At 44.7% G+C, this 22672-nt stretch carries 22 protein-coding genes; 10 read left to right on the top strand and 12 right to left on the bottom strand.

Going from position 1 to position 22672, the window contains the following annotated elements; all coding sequences use genetic code 11:
- The first annotated feature begins 16 nt into the window (after positions 1 to 16).
- From ALKIM_RS0108435 to yidD, 3 genes are all read left to right on the top strand, one after another.
- A complete protein-coding gene (locus tag ALKIM_RS0108435; RefSeq protein ID WP_026474250.1) occupies positions 17 to 763 on the top strand; it encodes a uroporphyrinogen-III synthase in 747 nt (248 codons plus the stop codon).
- 95 nt (positions 764 to 858) lie between these two features.
- Positions 859 to 1275: a ribonuclease P protein component gene (rnpA, locus tag ALKIM_RS0108440; protein ID WP_026474251.1), complete on the top strand. Its 417-nt coding sequence runs from the start codon at positions 859 to 861 to the stop codon at positions 1273 to 1275.
- A gap of 27 nt (positions 1276 to 1302) precedes the next feature.
- Entirely contained in the window at positions 1303 to 1545 is a 243-nt protein-coding gene (yidD, locus tag ALKIM_RS0108445) for a membrane protein insertion efficiency factor YidD (protein WP_044118233.1), read from the top strand.
- 53 nt (positions 1546 to 1598) lie between these two features.
- Here yidD and ALKIM_RS0108450 read toward each other — a convergent pair whose 3' ends face one another.
- Complete coding sequence (locus ALKIM_RS0108450; RefSeq protein ID WP_026474253.1) at positions 1599 to 3194, bottom strand: aspartate:alanine exchanger family transporter; 1596 nt, start codon at positions 3192 to 3194, stop codon at positions 1599 to 1601.
- A 142-nt stretch (positions 3195 to 3336) separates the two neighbouring features.
- Positions 3337 to 3900, bottom strand: coding sequence for an outer membrane beta-barrel protein (locus tag ALKIM_RS0108455; RefSeq protein ID WP_162148806.1), 564 nt, complete (start codon positions 3898 to 3900; stop codon positions 3337 to 3339).
- A 341-nt stretch (positions 3901 to 4241) separates the two neighbouring features.
- Between ALKIM_RS0108455 and ALKIM_RS0108460 the strand changes: the two genes are divergently transcribed.
- The 3 genes from ALKIM_RS0108460 to ALKIM_RS0108470 all read left to right on the top strand — a co-directional run bounded on the left by ALKIM_RS0108460 (position 4242) and on the right by ALKIM_RS0108470 (position 6836).
- A complete protein-coding gene (locus ALKIM_RS0108460) occupies positions 4242 to 4679 on the top strand; it encodes a deoxycytidylate deaminase (RefSeq protein ID WP_044117831.1) in 438 nt (145 codons plus the stop codon).
- Positions 4680 to 4782: 103 nt separating this feature from the next.
- Positions 4783 to 6423, top strand: coding sequence for a S41 family peptidase (locus ALKIM_RS18065; RefSeq protein ID WP_044117832.1), 1641 nt, complete (start codon positions 4783 to 4785; stop codon positions 6421 to 6423).
- A 161-nt stretch (positions 6424 to 6584) separates the two neighbouring features.
- Positions 6585 to 6836 carry a DUF4834 family protein gene (locus tag ALKIM_RS0108470; RefSeq protein ID WP_026474256.1) on the top strand — a complete coding sequence of 84 codons (252 nt, stop codon included), beginning with the start codon at positions 6585 to 6587 and terminating at the stop codon, positions 6834 to 6836.
- 90 nt (positions 6837 to 6926) lie between these two features.
- Here the strand turns inward: ALKIM_RS0108470 and ALKIM_RS0108475 are convergent, their stop codons facing one another.
- The 8 genes from ALKIM_RS0108475 to ALKIM_RS0108510 form a co-directional block, all read right to left on the bottom strand.
- Positions 6927 to 7631: a phosphoadenylyl-sulfate reductase gene (locus ALKIM_RS0108475; protein WP_026474257.1), complete on the bottom strand. Its 705-nt coding sequence runs from the start codon at positions 7629 to 7631 to the stop codon at positions 6927 to 6929.
- 190 nt (positions 7632 to 7821) lie between these two features.
- Positions 7822 to 8856 (bottom strand): 6-phosphofructokinase, encoded by a 1035-nt coding sequence (locus ALKIM_RS0108480; protein WP_235714399.1) that lies wholly within the window; start codon positions 8854 to 8856, stop codon positions 7822 to 7824.
- Between the two features lie 79 nt (positions 8857 to 8935).
- A complete protein-coding gene (locus ALKIM_RS0108485; RefSeq protein ID WP_026474259.1) occupies positions 8936 to 9790 on the bottom strand; it encodes a universal stress protein in 855 nt (284 codons plus the stop codon).
- A gap of 148 nt (positions 9791 to 9938) precedes the next feature.
- Positions 9939 to 10988 carry a tRNA preQ1(34) S-adenosylmethionine ribosyltransferase-isomerase QueA gene (gene queA, locus ALKIM_RS0108490; protein ID WP_026474260.1) on the bottom strand — a complete coding sequence of 350 codons (1050 nt, stop codon included), beginning with the start codon at positions 10986 to 10988 and terminating at the stop codon, positions 9939 to 9941.
- A 118-nt stretch (positions 10989 to 11106) separates the two neighbouring features.
- Positions 11107 to 11847 (bottom strand): tRNA pseudouridine(55) synthase TruB, encoded by a 741-nt coding sequence (gene truB, locus ALKIM_RS0108495; protein WP_044117833.1) that lies wholly within the window; start codon positions 11845 to 11847, stop codon positions 11107 to 11109.
- An 8-nt stretch (positions 11848 to 11855) separates the two neighbouring features.
- Positions 11856 to 12662 (bottom strand): undecaprenyl-diphosphate phosphatase, encoded by an 807-nt coding sequence (locus tag ALKIM_RS0108500; RefSeq protein WP_026474262.1) that lies wholly within the window; start codon positions 12660 to 12662, stop codon positions 11856 to 11858.
- Positions 12663 to 12690: 28 nt separating this feature from the next.
- Positions 12691 to 12966, bottom strand: a complete 276-nt coding sequence (locus ALKIM_RS0108505; RefSeq protein WP_026474263.1) for a DUF3098 domain-containing protein — start codon at positions 12964 to 12966, stop codon at positions 12691 to 12693.
- 15 nt (positions 12967 to 12981) lie between these two features.
- Positions 12982 to 13851, bottom strand: coding sequence for a cell division protein FtsX (locus ALKIM_RS0108510; protein WP_026474264.1), 870 nt, complete (start codon positions 13849 to 13851; stop codon positions 12982 to 12984).
- 255 nt (positions 13852 to 14106) lie between these two features.
- Between ALKIM_RS0108510 and ALKIM_RS18070 the strand changes: the two genes are divergently transcribed.
- Complete coding sequence (locus ALKIM_RS18070) at positions 14107 to 15429, top strand: lipopolysaccharide biosynthesis protein (RefSeq protein ID WP_044117834.1); 1323 nt, start codon at positions 14107 to 14109, stop codon at positions 15427 to 15429.
- Positions 15426 to 17171, top strand: a complete 1746-nt coding sequence (locus tag ALKIM_RS18075; RefSeq protein ID WP_052345493.1) for an asparagine synthase-related protein — start codon at positions 15426 to 15428, stop codon at positions 17169 to 17171. Before ALKIM_RS18070 ends, ALKIM_RS18075 begins: the two co-directional genes overlap by 4 nt.
- Before the next feature lie 4 nt (positions 17172 to 17175).
- Here the strand turns inward: ALKIM_RS18075 and ALKIM_RS18080 are convergent, their stop codons facing one another.
- Both ALKIM_RS18080 and ALKIM_RS0108530 read right to left on the bottom strand, forming a co-directional pair.
- Entirely contained in the window at positions 17176 to 18087 is a 912-nt protein-coding gene (locus tag ALKIM_RS18080; RefSeq protein WP_044117835.1) for a glycosyltransferase family protein, read from the bottom strand.
- Position 18088: 1 nt separating this feature from the next.
- On the bottom strand, positions 18089 to 19366 hold the full coding sequence (locus ALKIM_RS0108530; RefSeq protein WP_157363862.1) for a polysaccharide deacetylase family protein: 1278 nt from the start codon (positions 19364 to 19366) through the stop codon (positions 18089 to 18091).
- 369 nt (positions 19367 to 19735) lie between these two features.
- On the opposite strand from ALKIM_RS0108530, the gene ALKIM_RS19275 reads away from it, so the two are divergent.
- Both ALKIM_RS19275 and pbpC read left to right on the top strand, forming a co-directional pair.
- Positions 19736 to 20257 (top strand): YkgJ family cysteine cluster protein, encoded by a 522-nt coding sequence (locus ALKIM_RS19275; protein ID WP_162148807.1) that lies wholly within the window; start codon positions 19736 to 19738, stop codon positions 20255 to 20257.
- A 35-nt stretch (positions 20258 to 20292) separates the two neighbouring features.
- Positions 20293 to 22647, top strand: a complete 2355-nt coding sequence (pbpC, locus tag ALKIM_RS0108540) for a penicillin-binding protein 1C (protein WP_026474266.1) — start codon at positions 20293 to 20295, stop codon at positions 22645 to 22647.
- Positions 22648 to 22672: the final 25 nt, after the last annotated feature.

The raw sequence follows: 22672 nt of genomic DNA on the forward strand, positions 1-22672 counted from the left end.
CTAAAACTGAATCACATTGAAGATCAAGAAAATTCTGGTTTCGCAACCAAAACCAACCACGCCTAAGTCGCCCTATTTTGAATTGTCTGAAAAGAACAATGTAAAAATTGACTTTCGACCTTTCATTCAGGTTGAAGGATTAGACGCAAAAGACTTCCGCAAGCAAAAAGTCGACATCCTGAATCACACTGCAGTTGTTTTCACCAGCCGCACCGCCATTGACCATTTTTTCCGACTCTGTGAAGAGACCCGTATCACTGTTCCCGATACCATGAAGTACTTCTGCATATCTGAAGCTACTGCATTTTACCTTCAAAAGTACATTGTTTACCGGAAACGAAAGATTTTCCATTCGACTGGAAAATTTGCCGACCTGGTAGATGTCATCAAAAAACATAAGGAAGAGAAGTTTCTTGTTCCATTGTCTGACATCCACAAACAGGAGATTCCGGATTTGCTCAACAAATCGAAGGTGAAATATACCAAAGCCACCTTCTACCGTACCGTAAGCAGTGACTTAAGCGACATCAAAGAGATTGACTACGACATGCTTGTGTTCTTCAGTCCGTCGGGAATCGCATCACTGTTCCAGAATTTTCCCGACTTTAAGCAGAACGATATAGTGATTGCTTCATTTGGCCCTGCAACCGCCAAGGCCGTGACCGAAGCCGGACTGCGCCTCGACATACAGGCGCCCATGCCTCAGGCTCCGTCAATGACTGCAGCACTCGAAATGTATATCAAGCAACACAATAAAAAGTAGTTGTTTGACTTCCGATACACGGAATCTAAACATCAAACACTCCATTCGTATCGCCTACGAAGCGGAGTGTTTTTTTTAACAGAGAGACAACCGCCATGCAACCAGAACGCCGTACATTCCCCAAAAAGGAACGTCTGTGCAGCAAAAAACAGATTGAAGCACTCTTTTCGCAGGGGCGTTCGCTCATGGCTTATCCCGTAAGGGTTCAATATCTTTTGGTAACTGCAATAGATGATGCGCCATCCAAGACACTCTTCTCAGTACCAAAAAAACGCTTTAAAAGGGCCGTAAAAAGGAATTTAATCCGCCGCCGGATGCGTGAGTCCTTCAGGTTAAATAAACACCTTATCTACCCGCTTATTCCATCCGGAAAACAATTGCTTTCCACATTCGTTTATATTGACAATGCCGTACTTGATTACACAGCCATCGAAAAGGGCCTTCTAAAGGCATTTGACAAACTGGCGAAAGAACTTGCACGTGCTGCTGGTGAAGAGACCCAGGAAAACTAAATGGCGGCAAAAACCAATGTGGTTACAATGGAAAAAATCGTTTCATATATACGTCAGGCGCTGGTGTTTATTCTGATATTGCCAGTAAAATTCTATCAGTATGTCATCTCGCCCATGATTGGTCCATCGTGCCGATACACACCAACCTGTTCGGCCTATACAATTGAAGCGCTGAAAAAACATGGCCCGCTGAAGGGTTTGTGGCTTTCGGTAAAGCGAATTGTCTCATGTAACCCATGGGGAGGCCATGGCCATGATCCGGTGCCCTAAACACTTATTCAAAAAGAATGGTTTAGGGTCACCACACTCTATCTGTTCTCCTCCTATCCGAACAACGCCAAAATCTGCACGCAAATGATGAGCAAAACCATTGCTACAGGATAAACAGTGGCGTATGCTACTGCCGGTGCATTGGTATCTGTCATGGGCGATACGGCTGCCAGACCGGGTGTACTTGTCATTGCTCCGGTGAGGGTACCCATCAGAGAGAGGAAATTCATCTTTTTAAAGAACCTGGCGACTAAAACTGCGAGAAACATTGGTATAAGGGTGATTGCACCACCAATAAAAAACAGGTTCATCCCATACGCTTCAAATGTCTCTTCGATATTGGCGCCGGCTTTGGTGCCCACCTCCACAAGGAAAAACATAAGACCCAATTGGCGTAAAAGTTGGGTTGCAGCTCCCGACATACTCCAGATAACCGGTCCGGTTCGTCCAATGCGGCTGAGAATCATTCCTACGGCCAAAACGCCGCCGGTGAGTCCGGGATTAAAAACAAAACCATTTTGGCTGCCAAATGAAAGTGAGAGATTTCCCAACAACACACCCAGCACAATACCCAAAGCGATAGGGAAAAAATCGGTATCGGAGAGTTTTTTATCATTGTTTCCGAAGAGACGGAAAACCTGCTTCATGTTTTCATGACTGCATGCCACCATCAGCTTGTCACCCATTTGCAGGCGTAACGATGGCGACGGCGCAATGTCAATGCCACTTCGACGAACGCGCGTCACAGTGGCCTGATACGTAGTGCCAAGGTTAAAAGAACCCAAAGGCTGGTTCATCACCTCTTTGTTTGTCACCAGCACAGATTGTACTTCGTAAGATTTATGAAGCGGAATCTCCTCATCACTTTCGCTGCCCACAAGCAGCCCGAACTTTTGAAGTGCATCCTCAGTTCCCACAGCCTTAACCAAATCTCCTTTATGAAGTACTGCCTCGGGAGAAGGAACCATTGCCTCTCCCATGTGCTGAATACGCGAAATAACAGCATTGGTCATGGAGCGTATTCGCAAATCGGCAATGGATTTATTGATGATGGCATCGTTTTCGACACGGAAAATTCGTGTTTTGATTTCCGGATATCCGGAGAAACTCTCCTGTTCAAACTCCTCTTCGGCCTGTTTTACGTTTGCCCTGATTAATTTCGGATACAAACGCACAAATAAAATAACCCCTATCACGCCAAATGGATACGCAATACCATAACCGATTGAAATCATGGGTGAATGGGTCGCATCGATAGCTGCCGCCAAACCGGGAGTACTTGTGAGTGCGCCGGTGAGCAGACCAATGGCAACAGGCATTTCAACACCCGTCCAATACCAGGCAAAAAAAGCAAGCAAGGATGCAGACACAATCACGATGGTGGTAAGCACCACCAAAAGTCGACCCTGCTTGCGAAAAGAGTCAAAAAAGCCAGGGCCGGCCTGCATACCAATGGTATAAATAAAAAGTATGAGTCCAAGCTGGCCAATGATTGGTGGAATGACCAATCCATGATGACCAAAAAATATGGCCACAAAAATAATGGCTGATATGTCGAGTGAAACACCTGCAATTTTAATGTTGCCAATGATAAAACCAATGCAGATAATGACGAAAAGAATGAAGTAAGGTTGTGTCAGAAAATCCATAGCGCGTAGGGTTTGATTGAAGTTACAAAGGTAGCGCAAAACAGCGTGTAATCTTTGGTAATGACGCTGTTAAATGTTGTTAAACAAAATATGCCTGCAGCGTGGCAGGCATATTTATGCTTAATATTTGTCAAAAAGGTTGTTAAAACCGATATACAAAACCAATTTGTGCATTAAAAATGTACTCCTGAATTGAGTAACCATCATTCACCCTCAAACGGAATGAGGAGAGGTCGCCCGGTCCACTCTCATAGGACAAGACAGGAGGCATCATCATGTGAAGTCCCCATTTTTGGCTAAAGGCATAGGAGAAGCCGGGACGAATACGCAAACCAATTGAGCTGTCGCTATCCACATCGCCGCCATAAAAATTTAACGGTAACTCACCCTGTCCGAAAAAGCTGAATGCCGAAGGGTTGCCAAAAGTATAGCGGGCAAATGGAACAATGGAAGTCGTATTTATTTTAGTGGTAGTGAGAGCGGTCTCAACTTTGGTATTGGAAAAGCCAATGCGCCCACCAATGGCCCATTTTTCATTCAAATGGTATCCAAACTCGGGCATAAACGTGGTAGTGGATTGCTCGTTGGTTCCATTGTCAACACTGCTGATACCAAGCGTACCGCCAAGCCACATTTTAGCATCCTGTGCAGAGACCTGAAACATCAGACCCATTGCAAACGCTACTGCTAACAAACTGTTTTTCATGGTTTTGGTTTTTAAATTATACTCAATAAAAAATAAAATTAGAACATTCTCTATATCAACACAAAAATTATTATTTGTAATATCTGACATACAGCGCGCGCAGTCCACAATATTTTGTAAAGTTTTAATCCGTTCAATCCAACTTTCTTTCTTATTTTTGTGAATGGGTAACCCAGAGGCAATTGAGAATACAAATATACTAAAGCCTTGCACTGGGTCAAAAATAAACAATTGCGGCTCATTTTTTGAGACATTACAATTATAGTGCCGATAATGGGTTAAGCAAATTTGTTGAAACATAAAGGCGACGTTGATTGTTCAAATAAAATCTGTTTGATTGAATGAAAGAAGCGAAAGAAACAAATAAAAAGCAGCATCTGCTGGATCAACGGTACCTTGCCATGGCTGCCATCTGGGCGCAAAACTCATATTGTAAGCGTCGACAAGTTGGCGCCTTGCTGGTTAAAGACAAGATGATTATCAGCGATGGTTACAATGGCACCCCTTCGGGCTTTGAAAATGAGTGTGAGGACGAGAACAACAAAACCAAACCCTATGTGTTGCATGCCGAGGCCAACGCCATTACAAAAGTAGCGCGCAGCAACAACAGTTCCGATGGCGCAACCCTATATGTTACCTCATCACCCTGTATTGAGTGTTCAAAACTTATCATTCAGGCTGGCATCATCAGAGTTGTATTTTCAGAGAATTATCGTATGGAGGATGGCATTCAACTCCTTAAGCGAGCCGGAATTGAAGTGGTTCAAATTGATGTGTGATGATAACCTGAAATCCAATCCAGATAGCCTCACTGCCATTCTGGTAAATGCAACCCAATTAACACACATCTACTAAGTAGCTAATTATAAAAATTGTATCATAATGCGATATAAGAACAGTTTAAAACAGATAGTATTGCCGGTGGTTTTGGCATTGGTACTAATCGTAGGATTTTTCATCGGAAAAATCTGGACACCCGGACACCCACAGGCTTCGGGAAGTCGCTTGTTCATATATCCGCAAACCAATAAAATTGAGGCACTGCTCAATCTCATTCAGGACGAGTATGTAGATACCATCGACAAAAACGATTTGATAGAGAAAATCATTCCCGAAATCCTTAAAAACCTTGACCCACATACGGTATATATTCCGGCACAGGATCTTAAAACTGCCAACCAGGAGTTGGAAGGAAACTTTGGTGGCATTGGGGTGCAGTTCAGCATGCAAAACGACACCGTTATGGTGATCAGTGTGGTGTCGGGCGGCCCATCTGAAAAACTTGGTATCATCCCCGGCGACCGCATCATAACCGTAAACGACAGTACCATTGCAGGTGTTAACATGAACAGCGACAACGTAGTGGGCATGTTACGGGGAGAGATGGGAACAAAGGTGAATGTGGGTATTCTGCGTCGTGACCGCCCGGAACTGATAAATTTTGAAATCACCCGTGGCAGTATTCCGGTTTACAGTGTGGACGTCTCTTACATGATAACCGACTCCATTGGCTACATCAAAGTAAGCCGGTTTGCACGAAATACGTATCAGGAGTTTCTGACAGCCATGGCCCGTCTGAAAGCGCACAATTGCCAAAATGTGATTATTGACCTAAGAGGCAACTCAGGTGGATATCTGGATGTGGCAATTAGCATGAGCAACGAATTTTTGGGAAAAGGAGACCTCATCGTTTATACAGAAGGGAAATCGAGCCCACGACAAAATGTTTACGCCAATGGCGCCGGCTCATGTCAAAATGTGGGTGTTACCGTGTTGATTGATGAGTTTAGCGCCTCGGCGAGTGAAATTCTTGCAGGTGCCATTCAGGACAATGACCGTGGACTGGTGGTGGGTCGCCGCTCATTTGGCAAAGGACTGGTTCAGCAACAGATTCCCCTGCCCGATGGCAGTGCCATTCGCCTCACTGTGGCCCGATACTATACGCCAAGCGGCCGCTGCATTCAAAAACCTTACGAAAACGGTGTAGAAGATTACCACCGCGACATTCTCGCCAGATTTGAGCATGGTGAGTTTTTTGAGCGCGACAGTATCCTGCTCGACGAATCGCTGCGCTACCAGACGCGAGGCGGGCGCGAAGTTTACGGTGGTGGAGGTGTTATGCCAGATGTATTTGTACCCCGCGACACATCGGCGCTAACCGACTATTTCTTTGCGCTGCGCGACCGTGGTTTGATATATCGGTTTGCACTGCAATATACTGATGACAACCGCCTGCAGCTTCAGCGTTTTGAGACCGTTACCGCTCTTAAAAAACATCTAGACAGCCAGCCCATTACCGAGCAACTGATACGTTTTGCCACCAGACAGGGAGTGCCGTTTAACGAAACGCAATACCGCAGGTCGTTGCAACAGATAAATGTTGAAGTGAAAGCCTATATTGCGCGCAACATCCTTGACAACGATGGCTTTTACCCTGTTTTTCATGAAATTGACGAAATGGTAAAAACAGCCATCAGAGAAATACGTGCCGGAAATGACAGGATTAAGATCGCAAATCCTTAGAGCAGATTTGAAACGGATAATTGGTAATGAACGATTTTAGCGTTTCAATCTAAAGCTTTATACCCAACTCTGAATAATTCACCAGACAACCCGCTAACTAACATTTAAACAGGCGTTGAACGCATGTATATAGCCTGACTAATCATCAAAATAGAGATAAAATGATTTTTAAAGTCATATTGTACCTAATCATCATCTACTACATCCTAAAATTGATAGGACGTATTTTTCTGCCCATTTTTGTAACAAACCGCATCCGTAAGATGGAGGAAGACAAACAGAAGGCCTATAAAGAGTATATTAACCAGAAGAAGCGTAACGAAGGCAAAGTAACGATAGACCGCGCACCCGGAAAATCAGGAAAAGAGCGTGCTGACAACGGAGAGTACGTGGACTATGAAGAGATAAAATAATCAAAGGTTAGACGCACTGACATCCGTATTACATAGAAACGCAGGCCGAAAATTTTTCAGCCTGCGTTTGTCATTTAACCCGTGTGGGTTTTACCGTTTGTGAAGACCACACTCTTTGGTGTCCGGATTTTCCCACCACCAACGGCCGGCACGCACATCCTCACCGGGCTGAATGGCACGGGTACATGGCTGACAGCCTATTGAGGGAAAACCCTTGTCGTGTAGCACACTATAGGGTACTTTATTGGCTTTTATGTAATCCCATACCTGCTCCTCAGACCAGTTGGCCAATGGGTTTACCTTTACAAGTTTATTGTTTGCATCCCACTCTACCACATGTATGTTGGTGCGCGTTACCGATTGGGATGCTCTAAGCCCGCAAATCCATGCATCCATGGTTGAGAACGCGCGCTGAAGTGGTTCAATTTTTCTCAGGAAACAGCACTCTTTCCGATTTTCCACGCTCTCGTAAAACAGGTTGATGCCTTTTCCATTCACCATCTCCTGCACCCTTTGGTAATCGGGAAAAAATACCTCGATATTGATTTTGTATTTACGCGATGTGCGATCAATTAAGTCATACGTCTCGGGGAAAAGCCTTCCTGTATCGAGTGTAAAAACACGTGCCTGTGGATCTATCTTCAGCAACATGTCGGTAAGTACCTGGTCTTCGGCACCCATACTCGAAGAAAGCGCAATGCGGCGACCAAAAACGTTGACCATCCGCTCTATTATCTCCTGCGGCGTGGCTTTGGAAAGCTCATCATTCAGTTTGTCAATCTCTTCCTGTTTCATCGTTTAGAAAATGGTATAAAAACCAACTTAAAATGTGTATAAAATTAATATAAGTATCACTGTGAAAAACAACTGATTAAACTCCATTTGTAAAACATGATATGGCCACGAAGAGTGTTAGTTTTTAGACAGATAGCACAATTTAGGAAGATGAAAACCTAAACAATCCACATCAAGTTTTATAAAAAGCTTATCTGCAATCGCCAAAGCAAACGCCCAGATAGCGCCCTTTCTCTACCAAACCATTGGTTGGATCCACGAGTCGCAATTTTCCACCTACCTCATCCAATGGTATGGACGTGATGATGCCGTTGCGTAAGGCCACCATTGAGCCAAATCTACGCTCGTTTACCATCTTGGCCGCATAAGCACCAAAACGAGTGGCCAGAATACGATCCGTCGCTGTTGGGCTTCCTCCTCGCTGAATGTAGCCCAGAATGGTCTCCCGGGTCTCCAGCCCTGTGGCTTTGCGTATCTGCTTTGCAATGTATGCGCCTGCCGACTTCTTTGAGGCTTTCTCGATACCTTCACCTACTACCACAATGGAATAGGGCTTTTTCTTGCGGCTACGCTCCATCAAGCACTCATTCACCAGATTCAGGTCATAGGGTATTTCCGGTATCAATATCACATCGCCACCACCGGCAATTCCCGAGTGCAAAGCAATCCATCCGGCATGATGCCCCATCACCTCTATTACCATCACCCGTTTGTGCGAGTAGGCCGTAGTATGCAAGCGGTCAATGGCCTCTGTGGCAATATGCACAGCGGTATCAAATCCAAATGTGAGGTCGGTTCCCCATATGTCGTTATCGATGGTTTTGGGCACGCCTATTACATTTAAACCCTCTTTGGCGAGCATAGCGGCGGTGGTCTGGGTGCCGTTGCCACCAATACACATTAAAGCATCAAGACCCAACTCTTCGTAGTGCTTTTTAATCAGGTCAGGCTTGTCATTCACATCTTCACCATCTCCAGCTTTATATGGTTTGAGTCGCGATGTTCCCAGAATGGTGCCACCCAGAGTCAGAATACCTGAAAGCATCTGCTCATTAAGTTTAATGGTATCCTTCTGCACCAAACCGCTAAACCCATTGATAATACCTATCACCTCCATGCCATATTCTACTATGGCAGTTTTACCTACTCCACGAATGGCAGCATTGATACCCGGGCAATCGCCGCCGGCCGATAATATGCCGATTTTTATTTTCTTGCTTCCCATTTCTTTGCGTTTAATCGGATTAAAATTGTGGCCTAATGTTTATGAAAAAATCTATTAGCATCAAGGGCAAGGTATCGAATCAGGAATGAAATACCAATAAAGGTATATCGGTATTAAACAACAACTTTTTTGTAATGGACGGGCTGAATATTTGCCTGAGTAGCGTACGTTTCCGGCGGGTCATTGCCACCAGATGGGTCTCGTTTTCAGCAATATATTCTTCAAGTGTTTTTAAATAACTTTTACCTGTAATGATGTCAAAGTTGATGCTATAATTGGGATAGGTTGAATCGCAGTATGTTATGAGTTGCTCCATGCGTCTGATGTCATCACGACCCGCTTTGCCGGGCGAGTAGTGCACAGCAGAAATCTCTGTATGAAACGGTGAAATGATACGTATAAGTCTATGGAGTGAAACATAGTCGCGCTCATTAAGTTCAACCAAAAAAAGCACTTTTCCCAGCTTGGTTAAGTCGATGGTTGAATGAGACGGAACAGCCAAAACAGGTGCAGTAGAGCGGTTTATCACATCACTTGTAATGCTTCCAAGCGTCTCCTTAATGGTTTCGCCTTTGCATTTTGTTCCCATAATAATGACATCAAACTGCTCGTTATTGCTGATTTGAGGAATTACATCCTCGGGATAGCCATACTCAAAACGATGCGTCATCTCGATGTTTCGGTTCTGCAACGAAGTCATGGACTGCAATATATCACTGGTAAGCTGTTGCAAACGCTCTCTTTTTAAGCGCTCGTCACCTTCAACATCCGGTCGGTTCTGTTCATCGGCCGGCAGTTCGTCGAGTGTAACAAAACTGGAAAAACAATGCAGAATAGTAACTCCGGCAGGAAACTTTTCAGCCAGTGTCAGAGCAAGAGTGAGTGCATTGATAGAGTAATCGGTGAAATTTACCGGAACCAGTATTTTTATCATATCAAAATTTCTTTGCCTCTACGGTAGCTGAAAGTTAAGATTTTTTCGGTCTTTCTGCATATATTAATGATCAAAAAATGGAATGCTGTCATTGGCATTCCATTTTTTTATTGATAAACCAAAGGCATCGCCTTATAATATCATTATACTAGATTATAAGCATGGCATCACCATAAGTTCCAAATCGGTACTTCTCTTTAACGGCAGTTTTATAAGCCTTCATCACAAGGTCGTATCCGCCAAAGGCCGCAACCATCATCAAAAGAGTGGACAATGGCAGATGAAAATTGGAAATCATGCAGTTGGCAACCTGAAAATCATACGCCGGGAAAATGAATTTATTCGTCCAGCCTTCGTATGGTTTCACATGACCGTAGGTGCTTACCGAACTTTCGAGGGTTCGCATAACGGTGGTTCCCACAGCGCAAACCTTCTTTTTCTTATCCTTACCGTTGTTGATGATATCGGCATCCTTAGCGGTGATGATGATCTGCTCTGAATCCATCTTGTGCTTGGTCAAATCTTCCACATCCACAGTCCGGAAATTGCCCAATCCCACGTGAAGTGTCACGTATGAAAAATGGGTGCCTTTAATCTCAAGACGTTTCAGCAGCTCGCGGCTAAAGTGCAATCCGGCGGTAGGTGCGGCCACAGCCCCTTCGTTACGGGCAAAAATGGTTTGATACCGCTCACTGTCCTCGGGTTCAACTTCACGTTTGATAAACTTTGGAAGCGGTGTTTCACCAAGACTGTAGAGCGTTTTTTTAAACTCCTCATAGGAACCATCGTAAAGAAAACGCAACGTACGACCACGCGAGGTGGTATTGTCGATAACCTCGGCCACCAATGAGTCGTCATCACCAAAATAGAGTTTGTTTCCGATACGGATTTTACGTGCCGGATCCACCAACACGTCCCACAGTCTCTGTTCCTGATTAAGCTCACGCAACAGGAATACCTCAATCTCAGCACCTGTTTTCTCCTTGTTACCATACAAACGAGCCGGAAAAACCTTGGTGTCGTTAAACACCATTACATCATCCACCTCGAAATAATCAATGATATCTTTAAAGATTTTATGCTCGATTTTGCCGGTGGCCCGGTTAACGACCATGAGTCGAGACTCATCCCGATTGGGTACCGGATGGAGCGCAATCAGTTCGTCAGGCAGTTTGTACTTGAATTTTGATAACTTCATTGCAACAGAACGGTTATGTGAATATATTAATTTCGAAACTATTTGATACAGGAAAAACAGGCCTGTATGACACCTGATATTTTATACAAAAATAAGCTCAACTTATACGGGTTGACACTCAATTTGTTTGAATTTTTTTCAATATCTCTTCAAAATCGGAGACATCATAAGCTTGTGAGAGCCTAACGGGGCCAATGGCTGTACGTTCAAGAGCCGAAAGGTGGGCTCCATTGCCGAGTGCCAATCCCAAATCGTGGGCAAACGACCTGATATAGGTGCCTTTACTGCATACAATACGCACATTTGCTACCGGATTATCAAAACTGAGCAACTCCAACTCCATAAATTCCACTTCCCTGGCTGCCATCTCCACATCTTTGCCCTTTCGGGCATGCTCATAGGCACGTCTGCCATTCATTTTTATGGCGGAGAAAACCGGTGGTCGCTGCATCTGTTTCCCCATAAAACCAGTGAGTGCATGCTGCAGATTGTTGACATGAATTGCCGAAGCATCAAAAAGCGCATTCACATCAGTCTCCAGGTCGTATGAAGGTGTTGTGGCACCAAAGGTGATACCTGCCACATACTCTTTGGGCATTCCCATCAGCGCCTCAATTTGCTTGGTTGCGCTTCCCGTACAAAGAATCAGAAGCCCTGTGGCCAACGGATCCAATGTGCCTGCATGTCCCACTTTTATCTTTTTAAAGCCCAGATGATTACGAAGCATTATCCGCACTTTATTTACCACATCAAACGAAGACCATTTGTAAGGTTTATTGATGAGCAGGATACGTCCATCCTTAAAATCGTCGGGCCTGCAAGTGTCGTGAACACGCAAGCTATTTACCAGTTCTTCCATCCAACTATTTATCCAAGCAGACTACCGGTTATTGCAATAAGTGCCACAATTGCACAATATATTGCGAACCAAATCAGTTTGCCTCTCTTCACAATGTTAATCATCCATTTACAGGCCAACAGGCCGGCCAGAAACGCGGCCACAAACCCAACGACCAAAGCCGTGGTTCCGGGAGCATTAGATGCTGCCTGCGCTGCGCTATCATATTTTAAAACACTCAGAAAGTTTTCGCCAATAATGGGAATCAGCACCATCAAAAAAGAAAACCTCGCTACTTCTGTTTTGCGGTTTCCGAGCAACAAACCTGTTGCGATGGTGGCACCCGAGCGCGATATACCCGGCATTACTGCAACAGTTTGTGCTATACCAATAATGAAAGCATGTGCAAATGATATATCCTTATCGCCCGATTTCCGGTAGTAGGCAAATGCGAGTAATGAGGCAGTTACCAAAAGCATAAAACCTACAATAAGCAAAATGCGTGGACTGTCGAACACAGCCTCCACTATATCCTTAAAAAACAGCCCTACGATGGCAATAGGAATCATTGACACGGCAATTTTAGCAATGTACTTCGTTTCGTCGTTCCACTTAAATTGAAACAGACCCACGAGCAAATCGGCAATGTCATGCCTGAAAACAAAGAGCGTGCTCAACACCGTAGCGCCATGAACAATAACTGTAAAAGTAAGATTCTCGGTGGTATCCACTCCCAGCAATTGCTTTCCAATTTCGAGGTGGCCACTGCTACTGACCGGCAAAAACTCAGTTAATCCCTGGATAAGTCCAAGAATAAGTGCTTCGAACCAATTCATATTTAACTATTGTTGTGGTGTAATAGGATCAATTCTTTTTGTCCACCGAGGGTTTTTTCATGATGGCATAGATGGCAAACAAAAATCCGAAAAGCACCACCATTGGTGCAAGGGTAACCCTTCTGAATCCATAAACAGCCTCGCTAAACACATCCGGATCGTCGCTGCCGCCGCCTATCATCAGGATAAATCCAATAACCACGATGGCAAATGAGATGGCCAGCAGGATGTAATTCTCTTTGTCGAGGGCCATGTCAAACTTTCTTCCTTGTGTTTCCTTTTTTAAACTCTCTTTTTTAACCATTTCAAAAGGGTTTTATCAGTAATAAAGTTCATCGGTATGCAACCGCAAATATTTGTTCACTGCAAAAAATGTAGAGACAAGCGTAATGGCAATGCCAAGCATGATTACCAGAAAAAACAGTACCGCAATAAGAAAGACATTGGCAAAACCAACCACCCCTTCCATTTCACTACTTACCATGTAGATGAGACCGGAGAGCAACAGTATGGCCACGGTGGCACCTGCCAGTCCGTGCAAAATACTTGTGACCAAAAAAGGCTTTCGGATAAATCCCCTTGTTGCACCCACAAGCTGCATGGTTTTAATTAAAAAACGACGTGAGTAAACCGACAACCTAATGGTGTTGTTGATTAGGGCAACAGAAATAAGGAGCAACAACACGCCAAAAAGTCCAAGTACAATGGTGATTTTTCGAACATTTTCATGGATGGCATCGAGCAGGTTTTTCTGATAATAAACCTCCTTTACCTGCGGAAAGCTCATGATTTGCGCTTCGATTCGCGCCATGCTGTCGGGATTTGCCCATGCAGCAGCCAGCTTCACCTCTATGGATGCCAAAAGCGGGTTATATCCTAAAAAATCAACAAAATCTTCGCCCAGCTCTTCCTTCAACAATTCGGCTGCCTGATCCTTGTTTACATATTCGGCTACACGAACATAAGGCGAGGCACTGAGAATTTTTTGCAAGCGCATCACTTCCGCTTCGCGGGCATTGTCTTTTATCAGGACAGTAAATCCAAGGTTTTCCTTCACATAAACCGAGAGCCTGCTGGCATTCAGGTAAATAAAACCTATGATACCCAGAACAAACAACACCAGCGATATGCTGATGATGGTGGTGGCATAAGAACTACGAAGTTTGCGTTTGGCGACGGTGTTACTCATAAACAGCCTCAGTTTGGATTCTGAAAGGACATAATTATCTCAACTTAGCCGCAAAGATAGTACAATTGCCACTCATTTCCAGAAAAAAAGGCATCAATAACCTTCACAACTGCGCAAAGGCTTATTGGGCAATGTTTTTTAATCTCAAATAAACTGTTTAATTTCGGGCGATGGTGATTCATTTTAAATTGATAATTGGGCACATAAACCTACTTAATGTCACCAAAGCATTGATAACCACCAAAAACAGCAAAGTTGAGATTCACAAATGCTACCCGTGAAAAGCTCCAAAACCTAAGTCGCCGCCCCCTTGTGCGCAATGTGGGCGTTGTGGCAGTTGGTACGGCACTGGCGCAAGCTGTAGCCATGGCCTTCTCGCCGTTGATAACGCGTCTGTATGGTCCCGATGCCTTTGGTGTACTGAGCGTGTTTATGTCGCTGCTGACAATACTAGCCCCGGTAGCTGCTTTAACTTACCCCATCGCCATTGTGCTGCCTAAGTTTGATGCCGATGCAATAGCCCTTAGCCGGCTTTCGTTGGTAACAGCCCTTCTTTTGTCATTCATTACGGGCATAGCCTTATTGCTATTTGGGACATACATTACAGGTTTTCTGAATATTGAGACCATCAAACCGTACCTTTACCTTATACCGGTGGCCATGTTTCTGTCGGCCTTGCTGCAGATTGCTCAACAATGGTTGCTCAGAAGACAACAATTCTCTTTCACATCGAAAACGGGTGTGCTGCAAGCCATCATGGTTAACGGCCTAAAACTTGGCGCTGCGTTCTTTAGTCCGGTAGCAGCATCGCTTATCTTCATCACCACTATCGGAAATGGGCTGCATGCCGTAATGCTTTCAAGAAAACTGACGAGGGAGTATGCAATGATGTTTAGAACAAAAATCAGAACATCAGCAGTAACCATCAAGTCAATTGCACTAAAATATAAAGACTTTCCGTTGTTTCGGTCACCGCAGATGCTCATCAATTCGATATCACAAAGTTTGCCCGTGCTCATATTAACCACCTATTACGGACCAGCCGCTGCCGGATTCTATGGTATCGGGCGAACAGTGCTAGGAATGCCCTCTCAGCTGATTGGAAAATCGGTGAGCGATGTATTTTACCCCAGAGCAGCACAAGCCTGGCAAAACGGCGAAGACATCACCAAATTGCTTGTAAAATCTACAGCCATGATGGCATTGGTGGGATTCCTCCCCTTTGCCATTGTATCGGCTGTTGGTCCATGGCTCTTCAGCCTGGTGTTTGGCGCAGAGTGGGATGTGGCCGGAAGATATGCGCAGTGGATGTCACTTTGGCTCTATTTTGCCTTTCTGAACCGCCCTGCTGTATCAATTATTCCTGTAATTAAACAACAGCAATTCTTTCTTTACTATGAAGTTATAAGTTCCATTTTACGTGCTTCTGCTTTGGTCGCTGCATTCCATTTGTATGCCTCGGATGTTTATATGATTGCTGCATTCAGTCTCGCCGGAGTTGCGCTGAACATCTTTCTCATATCTTACGTGATTTGGAAAACACGGCAGATTAAAACAGATAACAAGAAACCTGTATGAGCGACTTTCTATACTCCTCGCAACAACAACCACCGGGTCAAATGGCGGCGATTGTACGTCGCATCTATCCGGAGCAATTCCGGCCTGTGAAGGAGTTTCACGGACGCTGGGGCTCACTGGCCGTTAGCCAAAATCACTACAACGGGTTTGACGCCGTTGAGACGGAGACCTACATTTGTGCAGTAGCCGGAGGGCCGTTACTCACGTTTTGCGACAATCAATTTCTTGCCGGATTGCCATCGTCAGTGGGCACGCATAAAATCCTATCAAGATGGAAAACAAGTAAAGAGATTGTTTGGGACGAGGATTTAAGCGGGCCTTTTGCCATAATCCTTATTGATAAAATTAGTGGGGAGATAGAGACTGTTACCGATTTGATGTCGTTTATCCCTTTGTTTAAGACTAAAGATAAAGATGCCTTATACATTGGTTCACATGCTGATATTGTAGCAGAAATATCACAAAGAAATCAACTTACCGATGTGGTTTCGATAGCGGACTTTGTTCTGAATGGATTTGTTACCTACCCATTCACTTTTTACAAAGATATAGAACAGATGCCGCCAGCCTCTGTAACAAGAGTTAGTCTGGCCAACATAAACGAACTTATATCGGCGCACTATTGGATTCCGAATGAATCTTATTCATTTGACAATATAGAAGATGCATCACTCTACTTACGTAATGGTTTAACCAAATACATCGAACAGGTGACTGCGTCGATGTCACATATAGCGCTTTTCATCAGCGGAGGAGAGGATTCACGAGCCATTTTGGCTATGACACCGGAGCGCTTGAAGCGAGACGCCTATGTGTTTTTGGACGGATTCAATGCCGAAGCAAAAGTGGCAAAAAAAATAGCTGCTATCTATGGTGCAGCATTTCATTATTGTGAACGGTCACCAACCCATTATCTGGACAACCTTGCGCCATGTTCGAGACTTACAGGCAGCGGAGCCCAGTTTCATCATGTACACAGTTACGGCTTTCACAAAAGTTGTAATCTTGATACGTATCAGGCGGTTCTGGGTGGCTTTTCATCAGATGCACTGTTAAAATGCTCCCACCAGCCCCGACGGTTTAAATCCAACAAGTTTCCAGAATTGGTTCAAATTCCGGCTAAAGGCGGCTTTTCAATTCAAGTTGAAAACAATTTATTCCATGATGAAATATTAGAATCTGTAGGAAATCGGCGTGCGGCGCACATGCAATTCATAAGACAATTCCGCGGAGAATCGGCCGAAGAGTGGTTTGAACTCTGGCCCGCCTCCATGAATATGAACATTCCGAACCTACATGGTAACCGCCGCTTATTCAGAAGCTATGAACCATTTATGTCAACTGTTTCTGTAAAAGTATCGGCATCGGTACCACAGAGGTGGAAAACAAATCGCCGTCTGTTTCATAAAACCATGCAACCGTTATTTAAACCCTCGCGTGGCATACTTCATGCCGATGGCTGGCTGCCATACTGGCCATGGTGGGCAAATGTACCGCTTAAATTGACGAACTGGCTCATGAGAACCACTGCTATAAAACTGGGGATTATCAATAGGAACCAAGGCCCATGGTGGGACTGGCAGACACTTTGGTCAAGTAGCGTTTGGAAAATGCGTCAAAAGGAGATGCATCTACCCGCGGAACTATTGGGAACGAAGGAACCACCCGACCCCCAGTCTCCTCAATTGTCAAATATGCAAAAACTCAATCTGCTGCAAGTGGATCAATTTTTTAAGCATTGAGAATTCAGAGTGATAGCGGCCACTGCCGACGTATTTTTTTCAGCAACAGATAGTTCATAAACTGTCTGAATACGGAGGTGTCGTAAAACTGTTTAAAATTTTGAATGATAGACTCATCTATATATGCGTCTGAACAAAAACTTTCGGTATCGAGATAGTCTGTTAAAGCGGAATAATACCGTTTACTGCGCCGCATGTGAGTGCCCGAGCCATCCACTCCAAGGTTGGCAACAAGCGATTTTGCAGGGTAAACCGTTGGCATCTTCTGACAAAAGCCGGCATAAGCAAACCGGACGGCCCATGAGTTGTTCTTTCCAATTTTCTGTTTCATGAGCATTGGTGTCAAATCGTTACCAGCTTTATTAAAAGCTTTAATTTCATCATCTGAATGGATGAATTGGTTAAAATGGTGTACATGCCAATCGGCCATCTCCCATCTGTTACGCCAGGTAGCCCAACCCCATGAACCAATACGGGGTGCCAGATAAGTGCTGAAGGCATAGCTCTGAGGCACAATGTCGGGTGGAGTATAGCCACATACAGAAAAAACATTACAATCTTTGTAGAAATCAATGGCTCTGTTCATAAATAGCAAAAAACCAGGACTCACTATAAGATCATCTTCCAGGACAATCAGCGCATCCTCAGTTTGAAACAGATCCGTCAGCCCGGCGATAATATTGTCTGCAAGTCCCATGTTATAATCTCGCGCAACCATCTGAACCTCTCTAAAACCATGCACGCCATCACATATCCGCCTGACGTGATTCACCAAAGGCCTTGATTGCTCATCCTTTGGTCCATCACTGAATATAACCAGCCGCGACTGACCAGCACCGGGATTGTTGGCCAGCGCATCCAACGCTTTTTGGGTATGGATAGGCCGATTGTAAGCAAACATTGCAATGGTTCTCATTTTATTCCTTTGAATTAATCTGTTGTTCGAAAATATCAATAGCCTCCTTACAAGTTAAAGAGCTATCTACCCGCTGCATGATAAAACTGCATAGCTCCTCATAAAACAGATTGATGCCCGGACTAACACGCTGATTGTTACGGCAGTTGTGCCAGAGAAAAGTAAAGACGCCATTAAAACGTCTGCATTCGGAAAGCAATTGATCCAAAGATTCCAATATACGCTGATTTTCAAGTCCACGTTTCTCGAAGAGCGTAGTATCCATAGCCAGTAAAGGTAACTCCCATAATGGGAGCATCATTTGATTGTCATGATCAAAAGGGTGATACGGATGACAATAGCCATGCCTGAAACCCTCCCTGGCAGAAAACCCCATCGTTGAATCATATACCAGACCAGCCGATGACTGAAAACGAAAAAGTTCTGGAAGCGTTCCAACCAAATAGTGTTGTCTTGCTCCGTTTGGCTCTATGCTAAAGTATTTAATAAATTGAGATACCTCATCGTGATAATTTTCAACACTTTTTAATGACCTAAACGAACCATGCAACCCCACCTCACAATTGTTGTTCTGCAGATACTTAACCAATTGCTGAATGGGTTTACGGTTGAATGTATAATCACCAGCTGGCTCACCTCTGCGTTTATTAAGCATAAACCAAGTGGACCGAATTTTATGCTTCTTTTGAGTTTGAATCAGAAACGGAAAACTATAATACAAGTTGTTGGGGTGTGCGAGTGGTGCAAAATAGCGCAAACTGCTATGCCAGGCAAACCGCAACCTATCTATAAAACAATACTGACTATCGCCTTTTACAAATACATCCAACCACCTGGACAATACCGATTTGATTTTAAAGAAATTAATGCGATCCACATCGTGTGTCATCAAAAGCACAGGGCCTGAAAATGGATGGCGTCTCCGTAGCTCCAGACTGTGAAACCGGGCAAAAGCCTCCAGCCCATCAATAATTACATCAAAATAATAATTAACTAGTGGTTTGTCTATGATATTCAACTCCTTTTGAACAGACCTATTGTAATCATAACGCCCGTACGCGTCGATCAACTCAGGATTGTCCCATTCATGATAGCCACTCAGAATAAAGAAAGCTGATTTCAATATGTCATGATGAAATTGCAGATTACCCTCTTCCGTCAGCGTATAGAAGCGGGCGTTTTCAGAACATGGGAACAAAACAGGGATATCATCCACCAGCATGACATCATTTTCTATATAAGGTTTATGTGATGATATAAAACTTATTGACTTATTCATACTTATGCAATTATCTACATAAAAAACAAAACCACTCACCTTGTCCCATCCACACAGATGATGACCCAGATGATGCAGTACATAATTCAACTGTTGTTTGTTTAATGGCGCTTGCATGGATAGATTGAAAACTTCTGAAAATGTAATATGTGGGCAATTGAAACTCAAAACAATAAACCTGGAGACATCAGTCTGCCATCGATGTCTTCACAATTAAAAATAACCAATCCTGCTGTGATTGCAATGTTTTTTATAATTTACATCGTTATAAAAACGATTGTAACACACCTTGAAGAATTAAACTGTTTTTATAACACAATTTATAACAACAATATACCTATATCTTTTATACTAATAATTGAACAAAAAATGAATGCCAAATCCATCAGAGAGGAGTATCGCGCACTGAGAAATGAATTGGATAAAGAGATTTCCAATCTCGAAAAAACACACAACCAGCACATGATCTGCAAGAAAGGTTGCGACCTTTGTTGTTTGTCTTTCAATGTTTTTCCAATTGAATTTGATGTGATACGTGAAGAGATGCAGTTGGAATTGGACAAAACAGCCATGTCGGCTGAGGAGACGCCCACAGATACGTGCTCCCTGCTTCAGAACCACAGCTGTACCATATATCCCTCGCGGCCGTTTATTTGTCGCACACACGGACTGCCTTTGCTTTATATGCAGGATGACGAATGGGTCTTGTCGCACTGCGAATTAAATTTTACGAACATAGATGAGGATTACTTTGAACCGGAACAGTGTCACGCTCAGGACACATGGAATAGCCGCCTCTTTATGCTCAACAAGCGATACATTGAATCTCTTAACGACCCAAACCTTAATGAGACTGACCTGATGCCATTGTCGGCACTCAAAACACGATAGATAATAGATTTAACGCAGATCCGCTACCGAATGCTATGTGGAAGAAAATATACCAACCTATCCATCCGTCCATAAAATGGGTGATGGCTTTTTTTGCATTATCGCTCTGTTTGCTATGCATTTTTCCGCGGCCCACATTTAAAACACCCTATGCCACCGTTTTAACTGACCGGCACGGACAGCTTTTAGCGGCTCAAGTGGCCGATGACGGACAGTGGCGTTTTGCACCCGGCGACTCGGTGCCATGGCGTTTTAAAGAATCCATCCGGCTTTTTGAGGACGAGTATTATTACCGACATCCCGGAATCAATCCGGCTTCGTTGGTGAGGGCTTTATGGCAGAACGTGCAACACTCGTCGGTAAAGAGCGGGGGCAGCACGCTGACCATGCAGGTAGCCCGACTGGCACGACCGGCACCACGCACCCTTCCCAACAAAATGATTGAGATGTTCAGGGCGATACAACTGGAACTATTCCTCTCCAAAGATTCTATCATGACACTCTATGCCGCACATGCGCCATTTGGAGGAAATACAGTTGGTATTGAAGCTGCCGCCTGGCGCTATTTCAACCACCCACCCCATGAACTCACCTGGGGCGAATCCGCTTTACTTGCAGTTCTTCCCAATGCACCCGGGCTTATGCATCCGGGAAAAAACCAGGAATTGTTGCGACAAAAGAGAGATCGCCTGCTTAATAAACTTCATCACAAAAACATCATCGATGAGACAACGCTCCATTTGGCGCTGATGGAGCCGATTCCTGTTCATCCCAGACAGATGCCTCAACTCACACCGCACCTGCTCGACCAACGAATAGTGCATCATAAAGGCAGCACCTATGCCACCACCATCGATTTGCATCTTCAGGAGTTGGCCAGTCACGTTGTTAACCGTCACAGCAGACTTTTGGCGCGCAACGAAATACATAACGCCGCGGCCATAATCGCTTCGGTAGAAACGGGCGAAGTGGTGGCCTACGTAGGTAACAGCACACCGCTTCATCACAACAAAGGGCATCAGGTGGACGTTGTTCGTGCACCTCGCAGTTCTGGCAGCATACTTAAACCACTTCTTTACGCAGCAGCCATGCAGGATGGACTAATCCTCCCCGGATCCTTGATTCCCGATGTACCAACTTTTTACCGCAGTTTTGCGCCACGAAACTATCAACGGCGATTTGACGGTGCAGTACCGGCAGGAGCCGCATTGTCCCGATCGCTCAATGTGCCCTTTGTACGCCTGCTGGATCAGTATGGCGGCGAGAAGTTTCTTAACGATCTTCATAAACTGGGATTTTCGACCATGGAGCAGCCTTACGGTCATTATGGGCTAAGCCTGATTCTTGGAGGCAGCGAAAGCACCTTGTGGGATCTGGCCGGAGCCTATGCTGCACTGGCGCGCACCCTGAACCGCTATGTTAGGGAGAACGGCATCTACCTGAACACCGACTTAAGGCCACTTCATTTGTCGTTAAAAGAACAATCAAATCAGAGCCAACCAACCGAGGAGCCAAAGCTCTTTCAGTCCTCAGTAATACATGCCACACTATCGGCACTTACAGGCACGCAGCGGCCCCCGGAGGAATCCGGATGGGAACATTTTTCGTCATCGCAGCGGATAGCCTGGAAAACAGGGACAAGTTTCGGCTTCAGAGATGCCTGGAGTGTAGGTGTTACACCGCAGTATGTGGTGGCAGTATGGGCGGGAAACGCTTCAGGAGAGGGCAGGCCGGGCATCATTGGTGGCATTGCTGCGGCTCCAATTATGTTTGAACTCTTCGGCTTGCTGAATGCCGGCGCGGCCTTTGAGACACCTTATGATGACATGGTTCAGGTAGCTGTATGTTCAGAAAGTGGCTTTAGAGCATCACAGTTTTGCCAAAAGGCTGATACGCTCTTTATCCCCAACACCATAAAAAAATCGCCACCCTGTCCGTATCACCATCGTGTACACCTTACAGCTGATGGACGCTACCGTACAAGCATAGAGTGCGAACCCCCCGGCACCATCCGCAGCGAAACGTTTTTCACCCTCCCTCCTTTAATGGAGTGGTACTATCGACCTTTGCACCCGGGCTACCGAACGCTGCCACCCATGAAGCCAGACTGTGGCAACGACGTTGATATCAACCCGATGGATTTTATATACCCGCCGGCCAACACAACCATATATATTCCTACCACGCTCGATGGCGACAAAACCCGCCTGGTTATTCGCGCGGTGCACCGTCACCCAGAGGCCACCATTCACTGGCACATCAACGGACAATATATGGGAAGTACCAATCAGATACACGATATGGAGTATCTTCCCGACACCGGAAGGCACCTCATCACATTGATTGATGACAGCGGCAATCAAATCAAAAGAACCTTTAATTGCAAATGATATTTATTGAACAAATTACCCCTTA

The organism is Alkaliflexus imshenetskii DSM 15055 (assembly GCF_000517065.1).
In the GTDB taxonomy this organism is placed as follows: Bacteria; Bacteroidota; Bacteroidia; order Bacteroidales; family Marinilabiliaceae; genus Alkaliflexus; species Alkaliflexus imshenetskii.